This window comes from Paenibacillus sp. FSL F4-0087, from assembly GCF_038020215.1.
Taxonomy (GTDB): domain Bacteria; phylum Bacillota; class Bacilli; order Paenibacillales; family Paenibacillaceae; genus Paenibacillus; species Paenibacillus taichungensis.
Map to the genome: position 1 here is coordinate 417,406 of NZ_JBBODJ010000001.1, position 21,576 is coordinate 438,981.

Annotated in this window: 13 protein-coding genes; 1 reads left to right on the top strand and 12 read right to left on the bottom strand. The window is 47.5% G+C overall.

Annotation, left to right across the window (positions count from 1 at the left end; genetic code table 11):
• Positions 1-130: 130 nt before the first annotated feature.
• The 3 genes from MHB84_RS02015 to yicI form a co-directional block, all read right to left on the bottom strand.
• Positions 131-3,043 carry a glycoside hydrolase family 3 C-terminal domain-containing protein gene (locus MHB84_RS02015; RefSeq protein WP_076289436.1) on the bottom strand — a complete coding sequence of 971 codons (2,913 nt, stop codon included), beginning with the start codon at positions 3,041-3,043 and terminating at the stop codon, positions 131-133.
• Between the two features lie 15 nt (positions 3,044-3,058).
• Positions 3,059-4,075, bottom strand: a complete 1,017-nt coding sequence (locus MHB84_RS02020) for an aminoglycoside phosphotransferase family protein (protein WP_076289435.1) — start codon at positions 4,073-4,075, stop codon at positions 3,059-3,061.
• A 221-nt stretch (positions 4,076-4,296) separates the two neighbouring features.
• Positions 4,297-6,615, bottom strand: a complete 2,319-nt coding sequence (gene yicI / locus MHB84_RS02025) for an alpha-xylosidase (RefSeq protein ID WP_076289434.1) — start codon at positions 6,613-6,615, stop codon at positions 4,297-4,299.
• Between the two features lie 172 nt (positions 6,616-6,787).
• Between yicI and MHB84_RS02030 the strand changes: the two genes are divergently transcribed.
• The gene (locus tag MHB84_RS02030; protein WP_076289433.1) at positions 6,788-7,702 is read left to right on the top strand and encodes a helix-turn-helix transcriptional regulator; all 915 of its coding nucleotides are present in this window, start codon (positions 6,788-6,790) and stop codon (positions 7,700-7,702) included.
• Positions 7,703-7,856: 154 nt separating this feature from the next.
• On the opposite strand, the gene MHB84_RS02035 is transcribed toward MHB84_RS02030, so the two are convergent.
• The 9 genes from MHB84_RS02035 to MHB84_RS02075 all read right to left on the bottom strand — a co-directional run bounded on the left by MHB84_RS02035 (position 7,857) and on the right by MHB84_RS02075 (position 21,559).
• On the bottom strand, positions 7,857-8,777 hold the full coding sequence (locus tag MHB84_RS02035) for a hypothetical protein (RefSeq protein ID WP_076289432.1): 921 nt from the start codon (positions 8,775-8,777) through the stop codon (positions 7,857-7,859).
• A gap of 397 nt (positions 8,778-9,174) precedes the next feature.
• Positions 9,175-11,031, bottom strand: coding sequence for an adenine deaminase (locus tag MHB84_RS02040; RefSeq protein ID WP_076289431.1), 1,857 nt, complete (start codon positions 11,029-11,031; stop codon positions 9,175-9,177).
• A 321-nt stretch (positions 11,032-11,352) separates the two neighbouring features.
• Positions 11,353-13,728: an RNA polymerase recycling motor HelD gene (helD, locus tag MHB84_RS02045; RefSeq protein ID WP_076289430.1), complete on the bottom strand. Its 2,376-nt coding sequence runs from the start codon at positions 13,726-13,728 to the stop codon at positions 11,353-11,355.
• A gap of 241 nt (positions 13,729-13,969) precedes the next feature.
• Positions 13,970-14,431, bottom strand: coding sequence for a hypothetical protein (locus tag MHB84_RS02050; RefSeq protein ID WP_076289429.1), 462 nt, complete (start codon positions 14,429-14,431; stop codon positions 13,970-13,972).
• Positions 14,432-14,570: 139 nt separating this feature from the next.
• Positions 14,571-15,638, bottom strand: coding sequence for an FUSC family protein (locus MHB84_RS02055; protein WP_076289428.1), 1,068 nt, complete (start codon positions 15,636-15,638; stop codon positions 14,571-14,573).
• Positions 15,639-15,894: 256 nt separating this feature from the next.
• A complete protein-coding gene (locus tag MHB84_RS02060) occupies positions 15,895-16,620 on the bottom strand; it encodes an HD domain-containing protein (protein ID WP_076289427.1) in 726 nt (241 codons plus the stop codon).
• Position 16,621: 1 nt separating this feature from the next.
• Positions 16,622-18,061, bottom strand: a complete 1,440-nt coding sequence (locus MHB84_RS02065; RefSeq protein ID WP_076289426.1) for an NAD-dependent malic enzyme — start codon at positions 18,059-18,061, stop codon at positions 16,622-16,624.
• A 280-nt stretch (positions 18,062-18,341) separates the two neighbouring features.
• Positions 18,342-20,414, bottom strand: coding sequence for a beta-galactosidase (locus MHB84_RS02070; RefSeq protein WP_076289425.1), 2,073 nt, complete (start codon positions 20,412-20,414; stop codon positions 18,342-18,344).
• A gap of 35 nt (positions 20,415-20,449) precedes the next feature.
• A complete protein-coding gene (locus MHB84_RS02075; RefSeq protein WP_083678912.1) occupies positions 20,450-21,559 on the bottom strand; it encodes a glycoside hydrolase family 53 protein in 1,110 nt (369 codons plus the stop codon).
• Between the last annotated feature and the right edge of the window lie 17 nt (positions 21,560-21,576).

A 21,576-nucleotide genomic window follows, 5' to 3' on the forward strand; every position in this document is an offset into this window, starting at 1 on the left:
TGTTCTGCAGTTGAATATACGGCTTATGTAAAAAAGGTCACTTGGGATGACAGCGCAAAAAGACTGTCGCACTAAATTCAGTGTCGGGACAGCCTTTTCACTATCATTATGAAGATCAACAAATCAACATTTATTTCAGTACAAATTGCTGAAGAGCTGCACCGCCCTTGAAAACGATGCAGAGCTGTTCAATCTCACGCTCTACCTTCAGGGAACAGCGAACTGTGCTCCACTGAAGATCCTTTCCGTTGACTGTTCCAGCAGAACCGGGAACGACACAAGTGCCGAGCAGCGGGCCTTCTGGACCTTCAGCCCGAATCTCCAATTCGCCACTTACTCCGAAGGCTGCCACACGACCTTCAAACCCACTAGCTTGCCGGAAAGCATTGTCGTGGAATGAAATCCAGGAAGAACGACCTTCATTATACAGCGGTTCACCTGGAACAATGGCACGGATGGCTGAACGGCCTTCCAGACACTCATCCAACAGAACGCCTGCATAAGCATCGTAATTTTCCGCAAACGTAGGTAGGTTCAATGCTCGTTGAGGAATGGTTTCACCCTCGATGAGAATTTCTGCGGTCTGACGAATATCTGCTGAGGAACGTCCAGCCATGATCGACCAGGCGGCGGTTTCAAGACAATATTTGTCTCGAGTGACATCCCAGAAAGCCAGTTTCTGAACAGGAATCTCGAAAGAAAGATTTTCCACGGCGCCGGAAGCAAGATGAATCCGCCGAAAGCCGATCAACTGACGTTGTGGGCGTTTCACCCGTGAAGTTTGGGCGTGCCCATACAGCTGCACCACTTCATCGCTGGCACGTTCCCCTTTGTTCTCAACCTGCACTTCAATCTTCAGCACATCATCTCCAGAAGATCCCTCTGCCCGCTCCACTCGAATCGCCTTATACTCAAAATCGGAATAGGTCAATCCATGACCAAAGGGATACAGGACTGGACCTTCATGATACATATAGGTTGTACTGTTATGAATAACGTCATAATCCATGATGTCTGGAAGCTGCGATTCATCCTCATACCATGTCATGTTCAGTCTACCAGCAGGAGCATAGTTTCCGAGCAGAACATCCGCAACCGCATTCCCCAGTTCCTGGCCTGCATGCGTAAGGTATACGATTGCCGGAGCCACGTCTTTTAAATCTTGCAGTGCGAATGGATAACTGCCAACAATGACAACGACCGTATTAGGATTCACTTGGCAGACTTCTCTTACCAGTCGGGCCTGCTCAGGCGGAAGCTGTAGACTTGGGCGATCAATTTCCTCTTTACCGTTAATATAGGGACTATTACCAACAACAACGACAGAAACATCGCTATTCTGTGCAGCTTTTTTCGCCTGTTCTATTCCGTTAGCAACAACGTCCAGCTTAAACACAGCAGGTTGCTTCTTCCCTTCTACGGCGTCCGGATTACCAGATGAAATCAGGTCTTCGTCTGTTTGTTCCGTCGCTGGGGATAGCACCAGTTGCCCCTGATGTTCATCCAACCTTAGTGGCAGTCCGTTCCACGTTCGCAGCGTACTTTTTCCATCCGGCTGTGAATCAATCTGTACCACTTCCTTGACGAACCAACCACCAATCTCCGGTGCATTCGCCTGATAGATACCCTGTTCGGTTAACGAGACATAGCGATTGTTTTTCACACTGCGAAGCGTGTGACTTCCCCAGCCCCAGTCCTGATGAATGAATTCAGTAGCTTCTGCACTGCCTTCCGGCACGGCAACAAGCTTTCCTTCCGCCCCAAGCGTGATTACCTTGCGATCGGCTGTCTTCAGACTGATGCGATCATTCCCATCTGCAAAAGATACTTCCGCACCGCCAAGCTTCTTACGCAGCCCTTCCAAAACGGTAACACGATAAGGCAGTGTGCCACTGTACCAATCGGTATAGACTACATCCGCAAGGGGACCGATTACGCTAACCTTCTGCAATCTTTCCGATTGGATAGGAAGCAGTCCATTATTTTTAAGTAAAACGATAGATTCTGCTGCTGCTCTATAACTTAATTTGGCATGTTCAGGCGCGCACAATACAGATTCCGATATCGAAGCATACGGGTTAAGTCCCGTCTGATCCAGTTGTCCAAGCCGCATCCGCACGCCAAAAATATTTCGAATGGCCCGGTCAAGATCCTCGACCTCCAGCAAGTTTCGCTCAAGCGCCTCTTCCAAGGCAGATACGACTAAGTCAACCTCGTCCGTCAGACAGTCCACACCTGCCTTTAAAGCCCCTGCCGCCGATTCTGCATGCGTGGCATGATAACCGTGATAATTGACCGTCTGGGACAAATCTCCCCCGTCACACACGATAAATCCAGGCATGGCCCACTCACCCTTGACCACATCATTCACATATGGGCTTTCAATGGCGGGTGTACCGTTGATCGAATTGTAGGCTGTCATCATGGACAAGGCCCCACCTTCTACGAAAGGCGTCTCGAAGGCTTTTAAATAATATTCACGCAAGTTACGCGGATCGATGCTGGATGAACAATTCAACCGGTCCTTCTCATTATTATTGGCAAAAAAGTGCTTAAGCGTCGCAACCATTTTAAGATAGAAAGAGTGGTTACCCTGCATGCCCTTCACAAGAGCAGCTGACATTTCACCTGTCAGTACGGGATCTTCACCATAACCTTCTTCCGTTCTGCCCCAACGCGGATCTCGTTCCAGATCGACGGTTGGCGCCCATAAGGTCAAGCCGTGACGCTCGGGTGCACGATGGTGGTATGCTCTGGCTTCATCTCCGATGACGGAACCAATTTCGCGCATGAGCTTGGTATTCCAGGTGCTCGACAGACCGAGCGGCTGCGGAAAAACGGTAGCCTCACCTATCCAGGCAACCCCGTGAGCCGCTTCGCCACCCACATTGTAGCCGGGTATTCCCAATCGGGGTACTGCTGCTTCGCGTGTAGGAATTAATCGGATTTTCTCCTCCGTTGTCAGACGCGCAATCAAGTCATTTAATCGTTCTTCCAATGGCAATGTTGCGTCCCACATCGGATATTGAGTATACTCTTTCATACTAACCCCTCCTACTTATTCGTTAAGTTTGAGTCCCTTCCATTCTTCCAATAGATCCAGTGTACGCTCGCGATACTTCTGGCCTGCCTCCGGCTGATCAACCTGATGTTCATGCACATATGCGTTAAAGAAAGAGGAAAGTATGCGGTAGGCCAAAAGGCGTGCCTGACCCTCATCTGTCATATTCTGTGACTGGCCATAGCCTTCATGAAAACCAGCTGATGATTCTGTCGATAAAATAGCCTCAAACTGCCTGTCCGCAAACATGGAACGATCCCCATCAATGATGGCGGCTATGTTTGGCTGCCCGTTCTCCTCATGAACAAGCACGTTAGCTTCCCACAGATCGTTATGAACAAGAACCGGAACAGTCACCTGATCAAATAAATCCTTATTTGTTATGAACATATCTGCGATTGCTTCTCCCACACCTGGCATATAGCCGACTTGTGACGCTTTGAGTGCCGTCTCTCCTGCAAAAGCGTGCAGCACCTCGGACCAATGATCCGAGCCTTTAATCGTCCCATCGCCCTGCGGCCAGCCAAACGATTCACCCTTAATCTGATGCATTACAGCCGTATAAGCGCCGAGCTGATGATATAATCGTTCTTTATCCGCTTCCGAAATCGATGAATGATCCAGCTGCTTACTGGGTATGAACTCCATAAACATATAGGTTCTCGGAATGATCGATCCACTGTCATCACAGGCAATAATGTTCGGAGCAGGAATGCCTGCTTTACGGTAATATTCATAAACAACAGGTTCAGCAGACATCATTGTACGTTCAAATGAAAATAACGGATCGCCAGCAGAGCCGAGCGGCATCTCTACCCGCTCTGGAGCCAAACGTAATATCACATCCGCGTATGACGCATGTTCAAGCTGAATTCGATACGTTGTATTAAAAAGTCCACCCTGCAAAAGTGCAAAACTCTTCACAATGGTAGCGGTTCCAAAAGTGTTCTCTACCAACTTATACAGCATCTCGGCAGTAATGGTTTGGTGTAAACCTGAATTCGTTGTACTCATTAGATATAATCCCCTATCTTTATCTGTCGCTTTATAAATTGAACTAAAGAATATTTACATTTCCACCTCGATGACAGAACAACCTTCCGATCATGTAAAAGTTTAGTTCAATCTATAAATGATACTACCATTTCTTTTCTATAACCATATCTTCCAATGGCACGACAGTAGACAAACAGACGGAACCTTGCGGCACCGTCCTTCTGTTTATCCAATAAATTTTACAGTTGAATTGTAAGCGAGCTAGCACCTGCTGCTGCCGTAACGACAACACCATTTGTACCAGACGCTTGGGAACCGCCCTCTACGCCGGATACACTTTCGATGCCACGCAGCACGATATTCCATGGTTTGCCTGCACCTTCAGCACGAACTTCCAGAACAGAGCCGTTACGGGATACGTTAACAACCAGCTCCTGCTCAGCACTTTGGTTTACAACCACCGCTTGAGCGGAGTTGCCGTCAGCCAGTTCGAACAAGTGAAGGGACACATTATCCGCAAAGTCATAATCCGGTTTGCTATCCACAGCACCAACAGCAATCAGGCTGTTTGGCTTAACCATCATTGGCAGTGTTTTGAAGTCATGGTTTTCGCTAATCCAGCGTCCACCTTCAACTTTAGCACCTGTCAGATAGTTGGTCCATGTACCTTCAGGCAGGTAATAACGAACATCACCCTCCTTGTTGAAGATTGGAGCCACCAGGATCGAATCACCAAACATGTATTGTGTATCCAGGCTGAATGTTGTTGGATCCTCTGGGAAATCCAGCAGCATAGCGCGCATCATCGGAATACCTTTTACAGTCGACTCCACCGCAGAATTGTAGAGATATGGCATCAAGCTGATTTTGAGTTTGGTAAAGTCACGAACAACGTCCACGGATTCCTCGTCGAACAGCCAAGGCACACGATACGAAGTGCTTCCGTGTAGGCGGCTGTGAGAAGATAAAAGTCCGAATTGTACCCAGCGTTTGTATACGTCAGGGGTTGCTGTACTTTCAAATCCGCTGATATCATGGCTCCAGAATCCGAAACCGGAAAGTCCAAGCGAGAGACCGCCCCGAAGTGATTCAGCCATGGATTCATAAGTTGAAGAGCAGTCTCCACCCCAGTGAACTGGGAACTGTTGACCACCTGCTGTTGCAGAGCGTGCAAACAGGGCAGCTTCGTTTTTGCCAATCTTTTCTTCGAGCAATTCAAATACAGCTTTGTTATAGAGCTGTGTATAATAGTTGTGCATTTTAACCGGATCAGAGCCATCGAAGTAAACGACATCTGTCGGAATTCTTTCACCGAAGTCTGTTTTGAATGAATCAACACCTTGATCAAGCAGAACTTCCAGCTTACTCTTATACCAATTAACAGCATCCGGATTCGTGAAATCAACCAGAGCCATACCTGCTTGCCACATATCCCATTGCCATACGCTGCCATCGGCTGTTTTTACCAGATAACCGTTCTCCATGCCTTCATCGAACAAGTAGGATTTTTCTGCAATATATGGATTGATCCACGCACAGATTTTGAGTCCTTTCTCTTTCAGACGTGCAAGCATGCCTTCCGGATCTGGGAACATCGCTTCATCCCATACAAAATCAGACCATTGGTATTCCTTCATCCAGAAGCAGTCAAAATGGAATACAGACAGCGGAAGATCACGCTCAGCCATACCATCCACGAAATGGTTAACCGTTGCTTCATCATAATCCGTTGTGAATGATGTGGTCAGCCACAGACCAAACGTCCATGCTGGTGGAAGCGCTGGTTTACCTGTTAATTTCGTATAATTATCAAGTACATCCTTTGGATTGTCACCGCCGATAATGAAGTATTCCAAAGTCTCCCCTTCTACGCTGAACTGCACTTTAGATACATTCTCAGATGCAATCTCATACGATACGCGTTCAGGATGGTTTACAAATACGCCATATCCTTTGTTGGACAAGTAGAAAGGAATGTTCTTATATGACTGCTCACTGCTTGTACCGCCGTCCTCATTCCAAGTGTCAACCACTTGACCATTCTTAACAAACGGCGTGAAGCGCTCACCGAGTCCATATACGTATTCACCAATGCCGAGATCAAGCTGCTCGCGGAAGTACGCTTCCTTACTTGGACCAGTAATATAACCAGCCGCTCTTTGACCGCTACCTGTAATCCGTTTTCCTCCATACAGGAAGCTGACGTCCCAACCGTTCGTTTTGTCGATTTGAACTTCCAGATTGCCGCTTTTCAAAACAGCACCTTGTTCATTTTTCGAGATGTCAACGTTTGCATCTTGAGTATTAAGCTCAAATACAGGCCCTTTTTTCACTCCGCCTTTATGGTGATTCAAAGTTACACGAATAACGTTAGGCATAGGTGAACTGTACGTTGCTTTAAGCAATGTACCATTCAACGTGTCGCCTTTGGTGCGAATATATTTAGTTGCCGCATATACGGTCAAAGAATCCTCTTTTTGCACAATATCACGAATGTCAGTCGGGTTTTGAATGTGGTACCCTTCACGAGTCATCCAGAATCCATCAGTAAATTTCATGTTTTCTTTCCCCCTTCGGTTATACTATAATAATATTGACATTAATAACGAATTTCTTCTCATATTTTGACCAAATATATCACGATTCTGATATTTCTTATCCGATTCTTTATAAACACCACCAATCTATGGGAACGTTTACATTAATAATGATGCAAAAGGAGATTCTCATATGGAACGTGAACGATTACGGGAAGACCGGATTCACGGCAATGCCATGTATCCAGTCAGTGTATACCCGGATATTCAACAATTGAATGGGGACAGCATTCTCGATTGCCATTGGCACGATGAGATGGAGTTCACCATGGTGACTCAGGGCAGTGCTGTTTTTCAAATTGATATGAATACGGTAGAAGTCCAAGCGGGAGAAGCCATCTTTATCAATCGGGGCGAAATTCACGCCGGCTATCTGAAAGGTGATGTCCCTTGTGTTTTTTCATCCATCGTATTTAACCCGGAGCTATTAGGCAGCCGTACATTCGATGCTGTACAGGAGAAATTCGTTGGCCCACTGGTGCACAAAACGGTTCTCCCCCCTTACCATATCCAAACTGATGAAGCGTGGGGCCAAGAAATCATTTTACATTTGAAACGGATTTTCGCCGATCATGCCGCCGGGACACCAACCTGCGAGATGACAACCAAAGCTTACCTCTATTTAATATTTGCACAAATGTTTGAACATATGAGACCTGCTGCACTCAAAGGGACCATTCCGTCAGGCAGTCATGATAAAGTGGAGCGTCTGAAATCAGTGTTAAGCTATATTCACAAGCGTTACCCCGAACCACTCAAGCTAAAAGAACTGGCAGATGAGGCCAATATGAGCGAAGGACATTTTTGCCGCTTTTTCAAACAGATGGTGCAGAAAAGTCCGGTCGACTATATCAACTATTATCGCATCCAGCAGGCCTGTGTTCAGCTTGAGAATACCGATCACAAAATTGTGGATATTGCCATGGACGTTGGGTTCGAGCATTTGAGCTACTTCATTACAACATTCAAGAAACACAAGAATATTACCCCGTCCCAATATCGCAAAATGTTTTATGAGAAAGTGGCGATGGAACCTGCACTGGTCTAAGCTTAAACATCTTTCAGGACGAGCATTCGGCACTCTGAACTGATGATACTTCACTGTTCTCCACTTTTATATGAGTTAACAGATGCAAAGAAGGTGCTTCAGCCCGTTCGGCCGTAGCACCTTCTTTATCTTTCTGATGTATTGGAATTTCATTTTACTTTTTCAATGTCTCCCATGAGCTGTACTCATGCACCGAGAATCCGTTAAAAGACGAATGCACACTTGCCATTTTCTCTACCAACTTGAGCTGTGCTTCCATATATGCTGTACCCTCTTCATAAAAGGTAATAAAATCGCCTTCTTTGCTTTGCTTGGTCTCCACAGCGATCGATACCGTTTTACCCAAAAGTGACGCTTCCTCAAGTTCATCCTTCGCCACATTATAGATGGCCGCAGCCGTATCCCGGTAAGCCATAATGGTAATCGAGTCAAACTTGCGGATCATCCAGCTGCTTACATTCATCGTGGAACCCGGAATCTTGTAACCATCCAGCCAGAAAGGCAGGTCAGCGGCTACCGGCATCTTCATCCGTGCGGCCCGATCGACGATGTATTCAACGTTCCCCTGCCACTGCGTGATCACACTGGCCTGATTGGTTTTCCACTCTGGATGTACATGAGGTTCAATGTCCAGATGGATGCCGGCAAATTTCTCATTAGGCTCTACTTGATTTTGATACGCTTCAACCCAGTCCAGAAAATCTGCAATTTGACCCCGACTCTCCGTCAGTCCCCAAGCAGGTCTTCCATCCATAACGTCCACGGCAATATTTTTCTCTCTGGCTTGACGAATGAAAGATGTATAGTACGGAAGTTTTACATCCCGATTCATTTGTAGGTAGATCGTATTGATTTTGTTCGTTGTGGCAAACCTCAGCACTAGCTGAGGGTTATTTTGAATCTGTGTGGTATCCCATACCCAGGTTGCTCTTACCGATCCCTGAACCGTTCCATGGATGGTTTCATAACTGTCGACTGAGCCAAGTGCAGTGGCTTTGCAAACATAAGTATTTCCCGTAAACAGCATGAAACAACTAATTAACAAAATGAATTGGTATCTCTTTTTGCTTTTCATATTTGTACACTCCCTTTGATGTTATGCAGCTCTATCGTGCAAATCTCGATGAAATTCTGTCGTTTTATATTCATTCATTGGATACAATTTCGATGTACGACTATTTACATTGCTTTTATATGCAACATCATCTCTTAGACTTACGACGAAAGAATCATATAACATTATTTCGGGTATTCACACTTCTGTATTTATAGTTCTAAAGTCTCATTTAAGAAAAACTTTTTAATTTTATCCTAATTTCTCCCTAACATGGGTCATTTTTTGCATATGTACAACAGACGACTCAAGACCTAGTAAGCGTTTTCCTGTGAAAATAAAAAAAGGCCGCCCAAAGGCGACCTATACTTCTCTCCCGGTTCAAGGAAGAATGGACACGCTATTATTCTTTAATTCGTTAATTACCTGCCGGAGCAGCCGGTGTATTCTCCACTATGTCATCAAACAGAGATACCAGCTCAATGCCTTCTGCCGAAATGCGTACCAAGCCTTTATCAGACAAGCGCAATTCCGGAATAACGACAAGCGCCAGCAAAGACAGCGTCATAAATGCGTTATTTAACGTACAACCAGCAGACCGTAACGCTTCACTTATAGCTGCAGATTGAGCTGCTACCACTTCAAAAGATTCCGTGGACATCAGGCCTGCAATGCGCAGCGGAAATTCGGTCACACCAGAGGCAGTCACGACGGCTACGCCTCCCTGCATCCCAACGACCCGGTTGCCCGCCTCGGCCATCAATGCGTCATCATTACCGATAATGAGCAGATTGTGGCTGTCATGTGCAACGGTCATCGCAATGGCCGCAGGACCTGTGAAGCCAATTCCCCCAACAAGAGCAACCGCGCGATTGCCCGTTTGTTTGTGACGCTCCAACACCGCAATTTTGCAGATTCCACCCGATGTTGAGACGACGACATTGCCATGTTCCACCATGACATTAACATGCTTCTCTTTGGTATCCACATGATTCTCCGTCACGTGAATGACTTTTGCTCCAATCGTACCTTCGGTAATCGGCGCAGACAGCTCCATGTCCTTCGGCTGGATGTTGGCTTGCAGTTTCACGGTGTTCAATGCCTCTTCCGGGTATGTGAAGCTGTCCCAGACTGCTGTCATTTTGCCGTTCTCTGCCACGACATGCCCTGCGGCAATCGTCATGCCTACATGGACATCAGCCAAGCGTCCATCCAGCAAAATAATGTCGGCGATATTCCCTGGAATAACCGCACCAATGTCGCGTGCTACGCCGAAACGTTCAGCCGTATTAATCGTCGCCATCTGGAAAGCGGTAACCGGCTTCACCCCTTGAGAAATGGCCAAACGTACAACAAAGTCCATATGACCTTCTTTGAGCAGTGATTCAGAGCTCCGGTCATCCGTCACCAGCATCATGCGACGTGTATCCAGGCCAAGTTCTGTGCAGGCTTTGATCGTTTCCGCCACGTCATGCCATGCAGAGCCCTGACGCATTTTGGCATACATGCCAAGCCGCAGACGTTCCACCACATCTTCCTTCGTAACACATTCATGATCCCCCGTAACGCCGCTTGCAGCGTAGGCTGGCAGACGCCAGTCATCCGCTGCCCAGGTAAAGTGACCATCTGCCACCTTCCCTGCTCGGAGCGTCGCCTGGATCTCACCGATCATCGTCTCGTCCCCGTACACGACCCCAGGGAAGTTCATTACTTCACCTAGACCAATCATATCCGGACCCCAGGAGAGGGCTTCGGCCACTTCTTCCGGTCCAATATAAGCGCCTGTTGTCTCGAGTCCAGGATGTGTGGAAGGAACACAGGAAGCCACCTGCATATAAGCAGCCATTGGTGTCGTCCGAGCTTCATCCAGCATCAATCGCAAACCTTTGAGTCCAAGCACATTCGAGATTTCATGCGGGTCAAAGAATCCTCCCGTTGTACCGGAAGGCAGAACGGCTCTTGCAAACTCGGTTACTTTCATTTGTGTACTTTCTATGTGACAGTGCCCATCCAGCAATCCGGGAGCAATATATTTGCCTTCTGCCTCAATAATACGTGTATGCTCACCGATCGTATGGCTTACATCTTTGCCAACATATGCAATCCGGGCTCCCTGTACCGCTACAGACATGCCCGGTATAATTTCACCCGAAACCACATTAACCAGTGTTCCGCCCCGAATGACCAAGGTCGCAGGCAAGTCTCCCCGTGCTGTTGCCACCATATCCGGTACGCAATCCGCCATTAATGGGCGTTCAAAAGATGGTGTATTCATGCTGCTGCCTCCTTCATTAAATAAACGATCCAAAAAAATAGATTGTTACGATTATATGAGTCTCGCCGTCATGTGTAAAGAAAATTCACACCTATTGTGCATGCACACAAAGGATGGATCATTTTTTATCCATAAAACCTAATCCTTCTGATCTCATGTCAGAAGAGATGCAATTATCTATGTCCAGTGATCTACTTCGTACCACTCACAGCAGAGCCCAACCTCATGGAGCTTCTTATTCCCCACATCGTATTCCGCAATACATAGAAAAACTCCCGTCCCTTCGAACGGAAGTCTTCTTCATGAACATGAAAGACAAAATCAATCGGTTTGAACCGCAGACACCTTACCCATATCATACAATTCCTCGGACTGGGACGTAATGAATGGGCTCGGTTTACCCATGCAATAGACATGCAGCAAATGCATGGCACGGGTACATGCCGTATAGAACAGCTTGCGTTCATGTTCCTGCGCATATTGCGATGCAGATCCGTCATAGATCAAAACGGCATCAAACTCCACACCTTTGGCCAGATATGCTGGGATGACATGCACACCCCGTTCAAAGGCTAACGTTGTTTTCTTAATCAGCTTCGGTGCCGTAGGCAGTACTTTGCTTAACGCTTCATGGATGTCCTTGCTCTCTTCCGCGGTTTTACAGATGACCGCAACCGATTCATATCCTTCCTGAATCAGATGTTTGAGATCGGCTGTAATAACATTCAGATGCTTCTGTTCATTGGAGGAAACGATCACTTTCGGTTTCTCCCCACCCCGATTAAATGGAACAATCTCTTCTCCACCCGGAACCATCCCGCGTGTAAACTCCACGATCTCCTGTGTTGAACGATAACTTCTCGTCAGCTCGATCACTTCCGTATTTTCTGGTCCATACAAGTTGGTCAGCGGCCCCGTCCCACTTAATACCGAAGAGTGTGCATAGATAGCTTGATTAAAATCTCCAAGTGCGGTGATTTTGGATCTCGGGAACAATCTCTTCATAAAGGCCAGTTGGAAGGCAGAGTAATCCTGTGCCTCGTCAATGATCACATGGCGGATATTGGAGTTAATATGGAAGCCGAGAAGTAACTCACGCAAATACAAATATGGTGTGATATCCTCATAGGCCAGCTCCTGTACTTTTAATCTGCGAAGTGTCATCTCACCAATCTCTTCCCAGTGTGAAGGCAGTGCTTCCTCTCCCAACAGGCGAACCATCTGAGCCCGGTCGTTGAATAAGTTGGCGTACAGTTGACGGACATCGACAAAACGTAACGATTTGATCCATTTGCGCAAAGGCTTGAGCCGATCACTGACCACCATCCGGGCAAGGATCTCCCTTTCCTGCTGGAAATCATCGAACGTGTCTGCCTTCCCTTTTTGCTTTCGCTTGAGACGCTGATAGGCCCGCTGCAGATCTTCCGGCTCCATCAGATCCATTTGTTGATCTACCCAAGGGGCTTCCAATTCACCTTTGCCAAAGGCCGATAACTCTTTCAGCATCCAGTCCCGCAGGATTTCCAATCGATTCACCAGTTTGACGGATGGCTCGAAGCTATAGAATTTCTCCGCCATGGCCTCAGCTGTAACCACAGCCCGTCCCTGGAAACGAACTGGCTTGAATTTCATACCTTCAGACATCATGCTGTCCTTATAACGCGTTATCACCTTCAGGAAGGATTCGGATGACTTGAATCGAATGCCAGACATACGCGCTTCATACTCAGGATCTTCTGTTCCGGTCAGTACGTATTCAAGCTGAATGAATGGGTCTTCCAGCTGATATTCACGGCCCAGACGGCGTTCCAGATATTCCTGGAAGGTCGTTTGCAGCATATTTTCCTCCCCAAGCTCAGGCAGTACGGTGGAAACATAACTGTTGAACATTGGGTTTGGCGAAAAAAGAACCATCTGATCCGCTTGCAGATGCTCGCGGTATTTATAGAGAAGGTACGCCACACGCTGAAGTGCAGCAGATGTTTTACCACTGCCAGCAGCTCCCTGCACGATCAGCATGCGAGTCCGGTCATTACGGATAATCCGGTTCTGCTCCTTCTGGATGGTCGCCACAATACTTTTCATCTGTGCATCTGAGGTTCGACTGAGAACGGCCTGTAACAGTTCGTCCCCAATGGTAACTCCGGTGTCGAACATAAAGCGGATACGTCCATCCCGAATGACAAACTGCCGCTTCATCTCAATATCGCCACTTATCTCACCGCTAGGTGTATGATACGTGACCGGACCTGGCGCACCATCGTAATACAGGTTTGATATGGGTGCACGCCAGTCATAGACAAGGAAGGATTCCTCCTTCTCATCCAACAATGATGCGATCCCCAGATAGATTCGCTCTGCATTTGGATAGCCATTTTCCTTAAAATCAATGCGTCCAAAATACGGTGAATGATGCAGCCGTTTCATTTTGTCCAGCGCTGCTGCCGTATTCAGATGACTGCGCTCCCGATCCGATAGAACCTGCGATTGCTGCCTCATACTGGTGGAGGTCTCACCCACGTCATCCGCTTCGCTGAAGTTCATGGTGACTTCGTCCCAGAAGTCTTTTCTCATCCCCACAACTTCGTCCCTGAAGGAACCTACCTCTTTTTCTAGGATGTCGATTTTCAGATTAATCTGTTCCGTTACAACGTTGACCCGCTGTTGCTCCTCGCTCCATTGCTGGTCTGTACTCATATGTTAATACGCCCCTCTTTCCCCGGATTGTGTCCTCAAAAGCCCATTTGACAAGCCCGAAAAGGCTATGGTATAATTAATTAGAAAGTAAACATTTTTATTTTATGTTAATTAGTTCTAATTTTCTGAAAACCATTTTTTATTGTACCAGTGACAACGTCCCGATGCAAGCGGAGGCGTTTTTTGTTGTTTTCATTCTATTATTACCCTCGAATGGGGTGAATATAGAACGTTTACCATTCTATTGTCGTAATTCTTCAATGGTCTCTCTCCAACGTGTAATTGCCCCAGACTCATCTTTTAATTGAAATGTGATCCCTGAAGTAATCTCCGCATAGGGTGCATGATCTACTCGAATGTTTAACACCTGAGCCTCAAAACGATCTCTCGGATGCACAGCTTCTATGAGTTGTGGCAGTGAAGTCACATCCAGACGAATAGATAACAAGCTTTGCTGATGGACAGCAATCAAGGTAGCCTTACCTGTTCGACTCATATTCATACTTGTCTGTGTTCCCGGCCATAAAGCCAGTCTCAGCAAGTTGGGCGCAATAGCAATGACTTCACCCATACTGATCATCGCCTGATGCGGCCAGCCATCTTCGGACACAGTGAGCAATTGCATCGCTTCGTGCTGCTTCTGCTCCAGATCCTGTCCATTGAACCACTCCATCCATTCAGTGCTAAGCTGTGTTACATTCATACGTATCTACCTCGGTTCGATTGGGTTGGTTGCGCAAGGTTTGCGCTATGTATACAAAACAACCCGGACACGCTGTCCGGGCTGGTTGTGGTTCCATTGTATATGACAAACCACATCACCGCAAACCGTATTACCATGTTTACGGCCATTTAAGCCAATTCAGAATTTTATCCTGTGACTCCTTGTCTTCACTGGCACTATGCACATGTTCGGCAAGCCGGTTTAATCGTTCCAGCTGATAGCCATAATCGTAGATTGCAGCTGCAACGATGGACAGTCTCAGCATCCCTTCCTGATCGATATCAAACTGGGATATGGCCTGCTCCATAAAACGATCATTATCCAAAATGAACTGTGCCGCTTCTTCTCCGTTCGGTTTCAGCTTATCCTCGAATTTGAGCAGCGCATGTTCATGGAATTTGATTACAAGCTCCAGATGTGTATCAAAGAACTGATCCATTTCGGGCGTGCGCTGTGCCTGAAAATAATGGCGTTCTACCGAATCCAGCACATCGAATCCTTTTTGCAGGCTCAGTAGCATCTGTTTGTATACGACCATCTGCCGGGTCTCACTGAATTTGGAACGTTTCATCTTCTTCTGTTCTTCTTCAAACAAATTATATTTATCTGACAAAGATTTAATCGAACCGCCCAGATTGTTTTTCTCATCCCGGAACACTACTTCCTTGATCTCATCCGAGATCGAAGTACGCAGTAACAGTGACATGCCACTGAACACACTCTGAATCTGCTTCACGAACTGAATCTTCGGCTTGGGTGGAAATACCGTAATGTTAATAAGAAACGCAGATACAATGCCGACAAGTGTCAGCAGGAAACGGTTCAATGCAAAATGCCAGTCACCCGACGCTTCCATAATCGATACAACGGTTACCAGCGTCAGACCAACCGTTTCGCCCATATTCAATTTAAGACAAATCATAATAACCAGCACAATAATTAACCCGACGGCAATCGGCTCATTGGACAGCACCATGCCTCCCAGCAAGGCCACAATTGCCCCAAGTGTGGTGGTTTGCAGCTGATCGAGGAAATACTTCCAGGAACGATAAATGGATGGCTGCATCGCAAAGATGGCCGCAATCGCGGCGGGAACGGGAGATTGCGGGTTCAGGAACATGCTGCTAAGGTACAGGGCCAGCGTGACCGCAATCCCTGTCTTAAGTACACGTGCACCAAATGACATGGTGACCCCTCCTCTTTTTCGAAACTGATTTCATTCGTTGGATGATCATTATCATTATTACCCCATATTTCTTTTTTTGCCCGAATCAATTCAGGAGAACGATTTATTGTATCATGGAAGCCTTTGGGTTACCATGCCTTGTATCCTGTTGATGAGTTAAATTCAATTTTCTACTACTTCTATGTACACAAAACAATACCCCACACTCCACTTTCGGAAGTAGGGGGTATTGTATGTTTAACTCAAACGGAGAAAGTTATGAAAACCTTCCTTCCCATTCACGCTTGAACTGCTCCACAAACTGCATCATAAAGTCATGACGCTGCTCCGCCAGTTCCTTGCCGTAGGACGTGTTCATCAGATCTTTTAGCTTAAACAGCTTTTCGTAAAAGTGATTGATCGTTGTACTGCGTCCATTCCGGTATTCCTCCCGCGTCATCTGCTCTCGTGGCGGAAGGGCAGGATCATACATCTCACGACCTCTCGCACCGGCAAAAGCAAATGTACGCGCAATACCAATGGCGCCCAACGCATCCAGGCGATCCGCATCCTGCACGACCTGAGCTTCCAGGGATGAAACAGCAGGGCGCTGTCCTCCTGCATAGGAAATAGAACTAATGATGTGTATCACAGCTTCCCGTGTACCCGCTTCAAGCGGCTGGGTATCCAGCCATGCATTCAGCTTCGCCATCCCGGCTTCGAGACTTTCGTTCAACTTCTCATCCGGTACATCATGAAGCAATGCAGCGAGTTCACAGATAAAGGGATCGGCACCCATACGGTGTGCAAGCTCGACCGCAAGTGCGGTCACCCGCTCGATATGAGGCCAGTCATGACCATCTGTATGTGCGGCCGCATCTCCCTGTACAAAAGCACGAGCCGCCCGAAGAATAGCCTCTCCTGTTAACGTTCCATCAACCTGATCCCCATACCCTGATTGTTGCGTGCCTAGGTTCAGATGTTGAGGGGATTTCTCTTGCATCTTACACGTCCCCGCCTTCGCGAGTTTGTTCACGTGGTATACGTCTTGCCACACCGGTCTTGACCGCTGCTTCAATCACGCGATTGCGCATCGATTTGACAATTTTATCGTTAAACACACTCGGAATAATATAATAACGGGTGCGCTCTTCATCCGAAATGGCTGAAGCAATCGCCTGAGCTGCCGCGAGCTTCATCTCCTCATTAATCTCACTGGCACGGCAATCCAGAACGGCTCTGAACATCCCCGGGAAACACAATACATTATTGATCTGATTCGGATAATCCGAGCGGCCTGTCGCCATGACAGCCACGATGTCTTCTACCACAGATGGCATAATCTCCGGTACAGGATTCGCCATGGCGAAGACAATCGGGTCAGCGGCCATAGTTTGCACATCTTCCCGGGTTAACAGATTACCGCGTGACAAGCCGATGAAGACGTCTGCTCCGCGAATCACGTCACGAAGTGAACCTGTCTCCAGTTCCGGGTTGGTACGCGCTGCATAGTCGCTCCATACTTCATTTTCATAGGTAGTCGTCCGTACCAATGCACCTTCACGATCGACGCCGACAACCCGACTCGCACCAGCGGACAGCAGAATATTACTGCATGCCACACCTGCTGCACCGATACCACAGACAACTATTTTTACATCCGTGATGGACTTGCCAACCAGCTTGAGCGCATTAATCAGACCTGCATACAATACAACTGCTGTACCATGCTGATCGTCATGAAATACTGGAATGTCCAGTTCCTCATTCAGGCGACGCTCAATTTCGAAGCAACGTGGTGAAGAAATATCCTCCAGATTAATCCCGCCAAATGCCGGTGAGATCGCTTTCACAGTTCGAATGATTTCCTCGGTATCCTGTGTATCCAGGCAGATTGGAAAAGCATCCACTCCTGCAAACTGTTTGAACAACATCGCTTTACCTTCCATGACCGGCATCGCGGCACGTGGTCCAATATTGCCAAGTCCGAGCACTGCACTGCCATCCGATACTACGGCAACCGTATTCCGCTTGATTGTCAGCGAAAATGCCTTTCCAGGCTCTTCTGATATAGCCGAACATACCCGGGCCACATCCGGTGTATATACGCGTGACAGATCTTCCCGGTTATGAATCGGGACCTTCGGAGTAACCTCGATCTTGCCGCCCAAGTGCAGCAGGAACGTCCGGTCCGATACGTTTATGATGGATGCCCCTTTAAGCTGACGCACCCCTTCTATAATTTTGTTGTTATCTTGTGCATCCGTTACAGCGACAGTTAAGTCGCGCACACTAACATCCTGATTGGTCGAAATTACGTCGATGGCGATGATGTCCCCGCCGGCTTCCGAGATGGCCGAAGCCACTTCGCCAAACTTGATGTCTTTTGTTGTCATTTCCAGCCGAATAATAAAGCTGTTACCGTCTAAATTCCTTTGATTCATTCCAATTCCTCCCAGACTGAAAGTCATGAGTTGCAATGTTACCTGTTTGTCTTCGCTGCGCGGACACGTTTATCCTTTATCTTGCCCAGAAAAAGTACTCAACGTGATCTAAATACGACAAAAAGGACCACCCTCTCCGTCTGATCGAGACGTTAAGGGTGACCCTTCTGCGTGCTATATATAAGTTGAACTAAGAATATTTACACTTGCCACTCTGATGACAGAACAACCTTCCACTCGTTTTATCCCCAGATTTTCCAGTCAATTGAGTAATATTATTTTATTTACGCTCAGCCGCTCTGCGCAGTACCCGGATGTCATATGGCTGCAAATCCAGGCTGCCCTCCACAGCATCATCACTCAGCAGATCACGATAGGACTGGTTGTCCAGTTGTACTTGCTTCGGCTCCGGTGTGTAGTTCTGCACAAATACATAATCGGCTGTTCCATCAGTACGAATGTGTGCTGTAACTCCAGCAGGAAGCTGAGTTTCAAGAGCACGCTCAATACCCAGATCAGCGATTAAACTGCCATAGAAATCATCGTAAAATGGAGCTTTGAAACGTGTAGCCATATAATAAGCTTTACCTGAACCAAGACGATTAACGGTCAAAGCAGGCCGTCCAGCATAGAAGTCGGAGCGATATGTCGCTAGCGCTTCTGCACCTTCCAGATGAATCAGGTCGCATAATTCGAAAGCATCATACTCGGCATTCAGTTGAAGCTCGTTGTCCTTCACAGGCACAACCCCATTCAGATCACGGTCATGCAAGCCGTCAATCTCTTCTGACCAAATTCCCAGCGTCTTGCGAAGCGGTCCAGGGAATCCTCCCAGGAAGCATAGATCATTCTCATTTACGATACCTGACCAATAAGTGGCTACAAATGTACCGCCATTTTCTACGAATCGCTCAATGCGTTCGCCGACTCCTTCACGTACCAGATAGAGCATAGGTGCGATGAGCAGTTTGTACTTGGAGAGATCAGCATCCATGTCGATAACGTCTACAGGCACACCTTTTTTCCAAAAGGCATCATAATGCCATTCTACCGTCTGCTCGTACTTCACTCCGATGTTACGCGGTCCTTGGGAATCCTTTACTGCCCAGCGGTTTTCCCAGTCGAAGATGATGGCAACTTCAGCCGGAACGGACGTTCCAACCACCGCCTGCATTCCTTCCAGCGCCGTTCCTACGTCAGTAACATCCTGGAACACACGGGTATGTTCATGTCCAACATGGTCCACAACTGCTCCATGAAGCTTTTCACTGGACCCCCGACTCTTTCTCCACTGGAAGTACTGTACACTGTCCGAGCCGTGTGCTACAGCTTGCAGAGATGCCAGCAAATGCATGCCCGGACGTTTCAATTTGCTGGTCTCTTGCCAGTTGGTTGAGCTTGGTGTACTTTCCATCAATAGAAACGGCTGCCCGCCCTTGATGGAACGAACGATATCATGCATCATCGCCACTCTGGATGCCAGCGTATCTTCTTCATCCGCATCATGCCATGTCGGGTAACTGTCCCATGACAGGAAATCCAGAATATCAGCGAACTTCCAGTAGTTCAATCCTTCATAAAATTCCATCAGGTTGGTCGTTACCGGCAGATCGGGATTTTTGGCCTTCAGCGGTTTCGTTTCGTGCACGATAAAATCAGCAGTCTGATCGGTGACAAACCTGCGCCAGTCCAGATTCATCGCATGGACCTGTGTCTCTCCGTGCGGGGCAGGAGACTCCACTTGACTCCAGTCTGTCACGGTATGGCTCCAGAATGTCGTCCACCAGGAGTGATTCAACTCATCCAGTGTGCCGTATTTGTTTTTCACCCAGCCACGAAAAGCATCCTGGCAATAATCACAGTGGCAGTCCCCGCCGAATTCATTGGAAATGTGCCAGCCAATGACTGCGGGATGATCCGAGTAACGTTCTGCAAGCTTTGTATTGATTGCCGTAACCTTCTCCCGGTATACCGGAGACGTATAACAATGGTTGTGACGGAAGCCATGCAGGTTGCGAACCCGATTGGCCCCAACACGCAACACTTCAGGATACTTGGCCGACATCCAGGCAGGTCTTGCACCGCTTGGGGTAGCCAGAAATGCATAGATTCCATTCGCTGCAAACGTATCCAAAATATGATCCAGCCAGTTAAACGTGTATACACCTTCTTCTGGTTCAAGGGATACCCATGAGAAGATGCCAACGGACATCACGTTACATTTGGCAAGCTTCATCAGGCGGATATCCTCTTCGAGAATTTCAGGATAGCGGAGCCATTGCTCCGGGTTATAGTCTGCACCATGTAACATATGAGGTGCTTTGGAACTTACAGGTGGATATTTGTATGTCATGCTGACAACTCCTTATTCATTTCATTTTAATTAATCTATTTGATCAATGCAGCACTCGGCTGCTCATCCAATGTAGTGTCATTTTCCTCTCCAGCCTTCAGCGCTGAAAACGATTGCAATTTCTGACCCTTGAAGTCAAACATCGTCAGGTTGCCCCAGTTATTCGGATGTCCAACAGACCACTCTTCCTTGCTAGGAATCCAGGCAGGCTCCCAGTAATAGAATCCCGCTCCGAGACCGCCGGGAACCTCACGAATAATCTGCAGCAGATCCTTCAGATAACGTGTCTGTCCTTCCACACTTGCCGGATATCCTGGCAGCAACAGGTCTTCCTGATTCAGAATCCACTCGTGGCCTTCAGGCTGCTCCAATGTCCAAGGATAAGCGGTTTCAACCACATTGATTGGTTTGCCGTAGCGTTGAGCCAGGTCATGCAGATTATCCCGCAGTGCATCCAGTGTTCCGTGCCACCAAGGGTAATAGGAGAGCCCAATGATATCGAACTCCACACCTAGCGCCTCAAACCGATCATAGAACTTGCGACTCTCTGCATTGTCACCACCGCGGTCTATATGAATCATGATCTTGATATCAGGATCGATGGATTTAACCGCAGCTATCCCATACTTCACAAGTCCGGCAAAACGTTCCCATTGTTCATCCGTATCATGCTCTTCTCCGCTCACACGTCCCTCATCCCATAACATGCCCGGTGTTATTTCGTTGCCCACCTGCACCATGTCCGGTAACGCATCATGCTCCTTGAGTGTTCTCAGTACATCTGCCGTATAGGTACATACCTCACGCTGCAGTTCTTCATAGGAGAGCTTCTCCCACGCCTTTGGCTTCCATTGATTGGCTGGATCAGCCCAACGATCGGAATAATGAAAATCCAGTAAAAATTGCAAGCCTTGTTCCTTAATCCGTTTGGCTACCGCTACCGTCCGCTCCAGATTACAGAATCCGCCTACAGGATCATTCCAGATTCGCAATCGGATTGCATTGGCATCACCCAGCTTGAGAAGGGTTAACAGGTCCGCCTGCTGCCCTTGCTCATCACGATAGCTCCCACCATGCTGCTCAATTTCATCCATAAATGACACATCCATTCCGAGAATGAATGCCTCTTCCTTTAAATTGCTCACTTCATCAACCTCCGTTT

Coding starts and splice junctions, on each gene's coding strand:
- MHB84_RS02055 (WP_076289428.1), bottom strand. CDS start 15,638: ATGTCATTTGGTGCACGTGTACTTAAGACAGGGATTGCGGTCACGCTG.
- MHB84_RS02030 (WP_076289433.1), top strand. CDS start 6,788: ATGGAACGTGAACGATTACGGGAAGACCGGATTCACGGCAATGCCATG.
- MHB84_RS02035 (WP_076289432.1), bottom strand. CDS start 8,777: ATGAAAAGCAAAAAGAGATACCAATTCATTTTGTTAATTAGTTGTTTC.
- MHB84_RS02050 (WP_076289429.1), bottom strand. CDS start 14,431: ATGAATGTAACACAGCTTAGCACTGAATGGATGGAGTGGTTCAATGGA.
- MHB84_RS02020 (WP_076289435.1), bottom strand. CDS start 4,075: ATGAGTACAACGAATTCAGGTTTACACCAAACCATTACTGCCGAGATG.
- yicI (WP_076289434.1), bottom strand. CDS start 6,615: ATGAAATTTACTGATGGATTCTGGATGACTCGTGAAGGGTACCACATT.
- MHB84_RS02040 (WP_076289431.1), bottom strand. CDS start 11,031: ATGAATACACCATCTTTTGAACGCCCATTAATGGCGGATTGCGTACCG.
- helD (WP_076289430.1), bottom strand. CDS start 13,728: ATGAGTACAGACCAGCAATGGAGCGAGGAGCAACAGCGGGTCAACGTT.
- MHB84_RS02065 (WP_076289426.1), bottom strand. CDS start 18,061: ATGAATCAAAGGAATTTAGACGGTAACAGCTTTATTATTCGGCTGGAA.
- MHB84_RS02015 (WP_076289436.1), bottom strand. CDS start 3,043: ATGAAAGAGTATACTCAATATCCGATGTGGGACGCAACATTGCCATTG.
- MHB84_RS02070 (WP_076289425.1), bottom strand. CDS start 20,414: ATGACATACAAATATCCACCTGTAAGTTCCAAAGCACCTCATATGTTA.
- MHB84_RS02060 (WP_076289427.1), bottom strand. CDS start 16,620: ATGCAAGAGAAATCCCCTCAACATCTGAACCTAGGCACGCAACAATCA.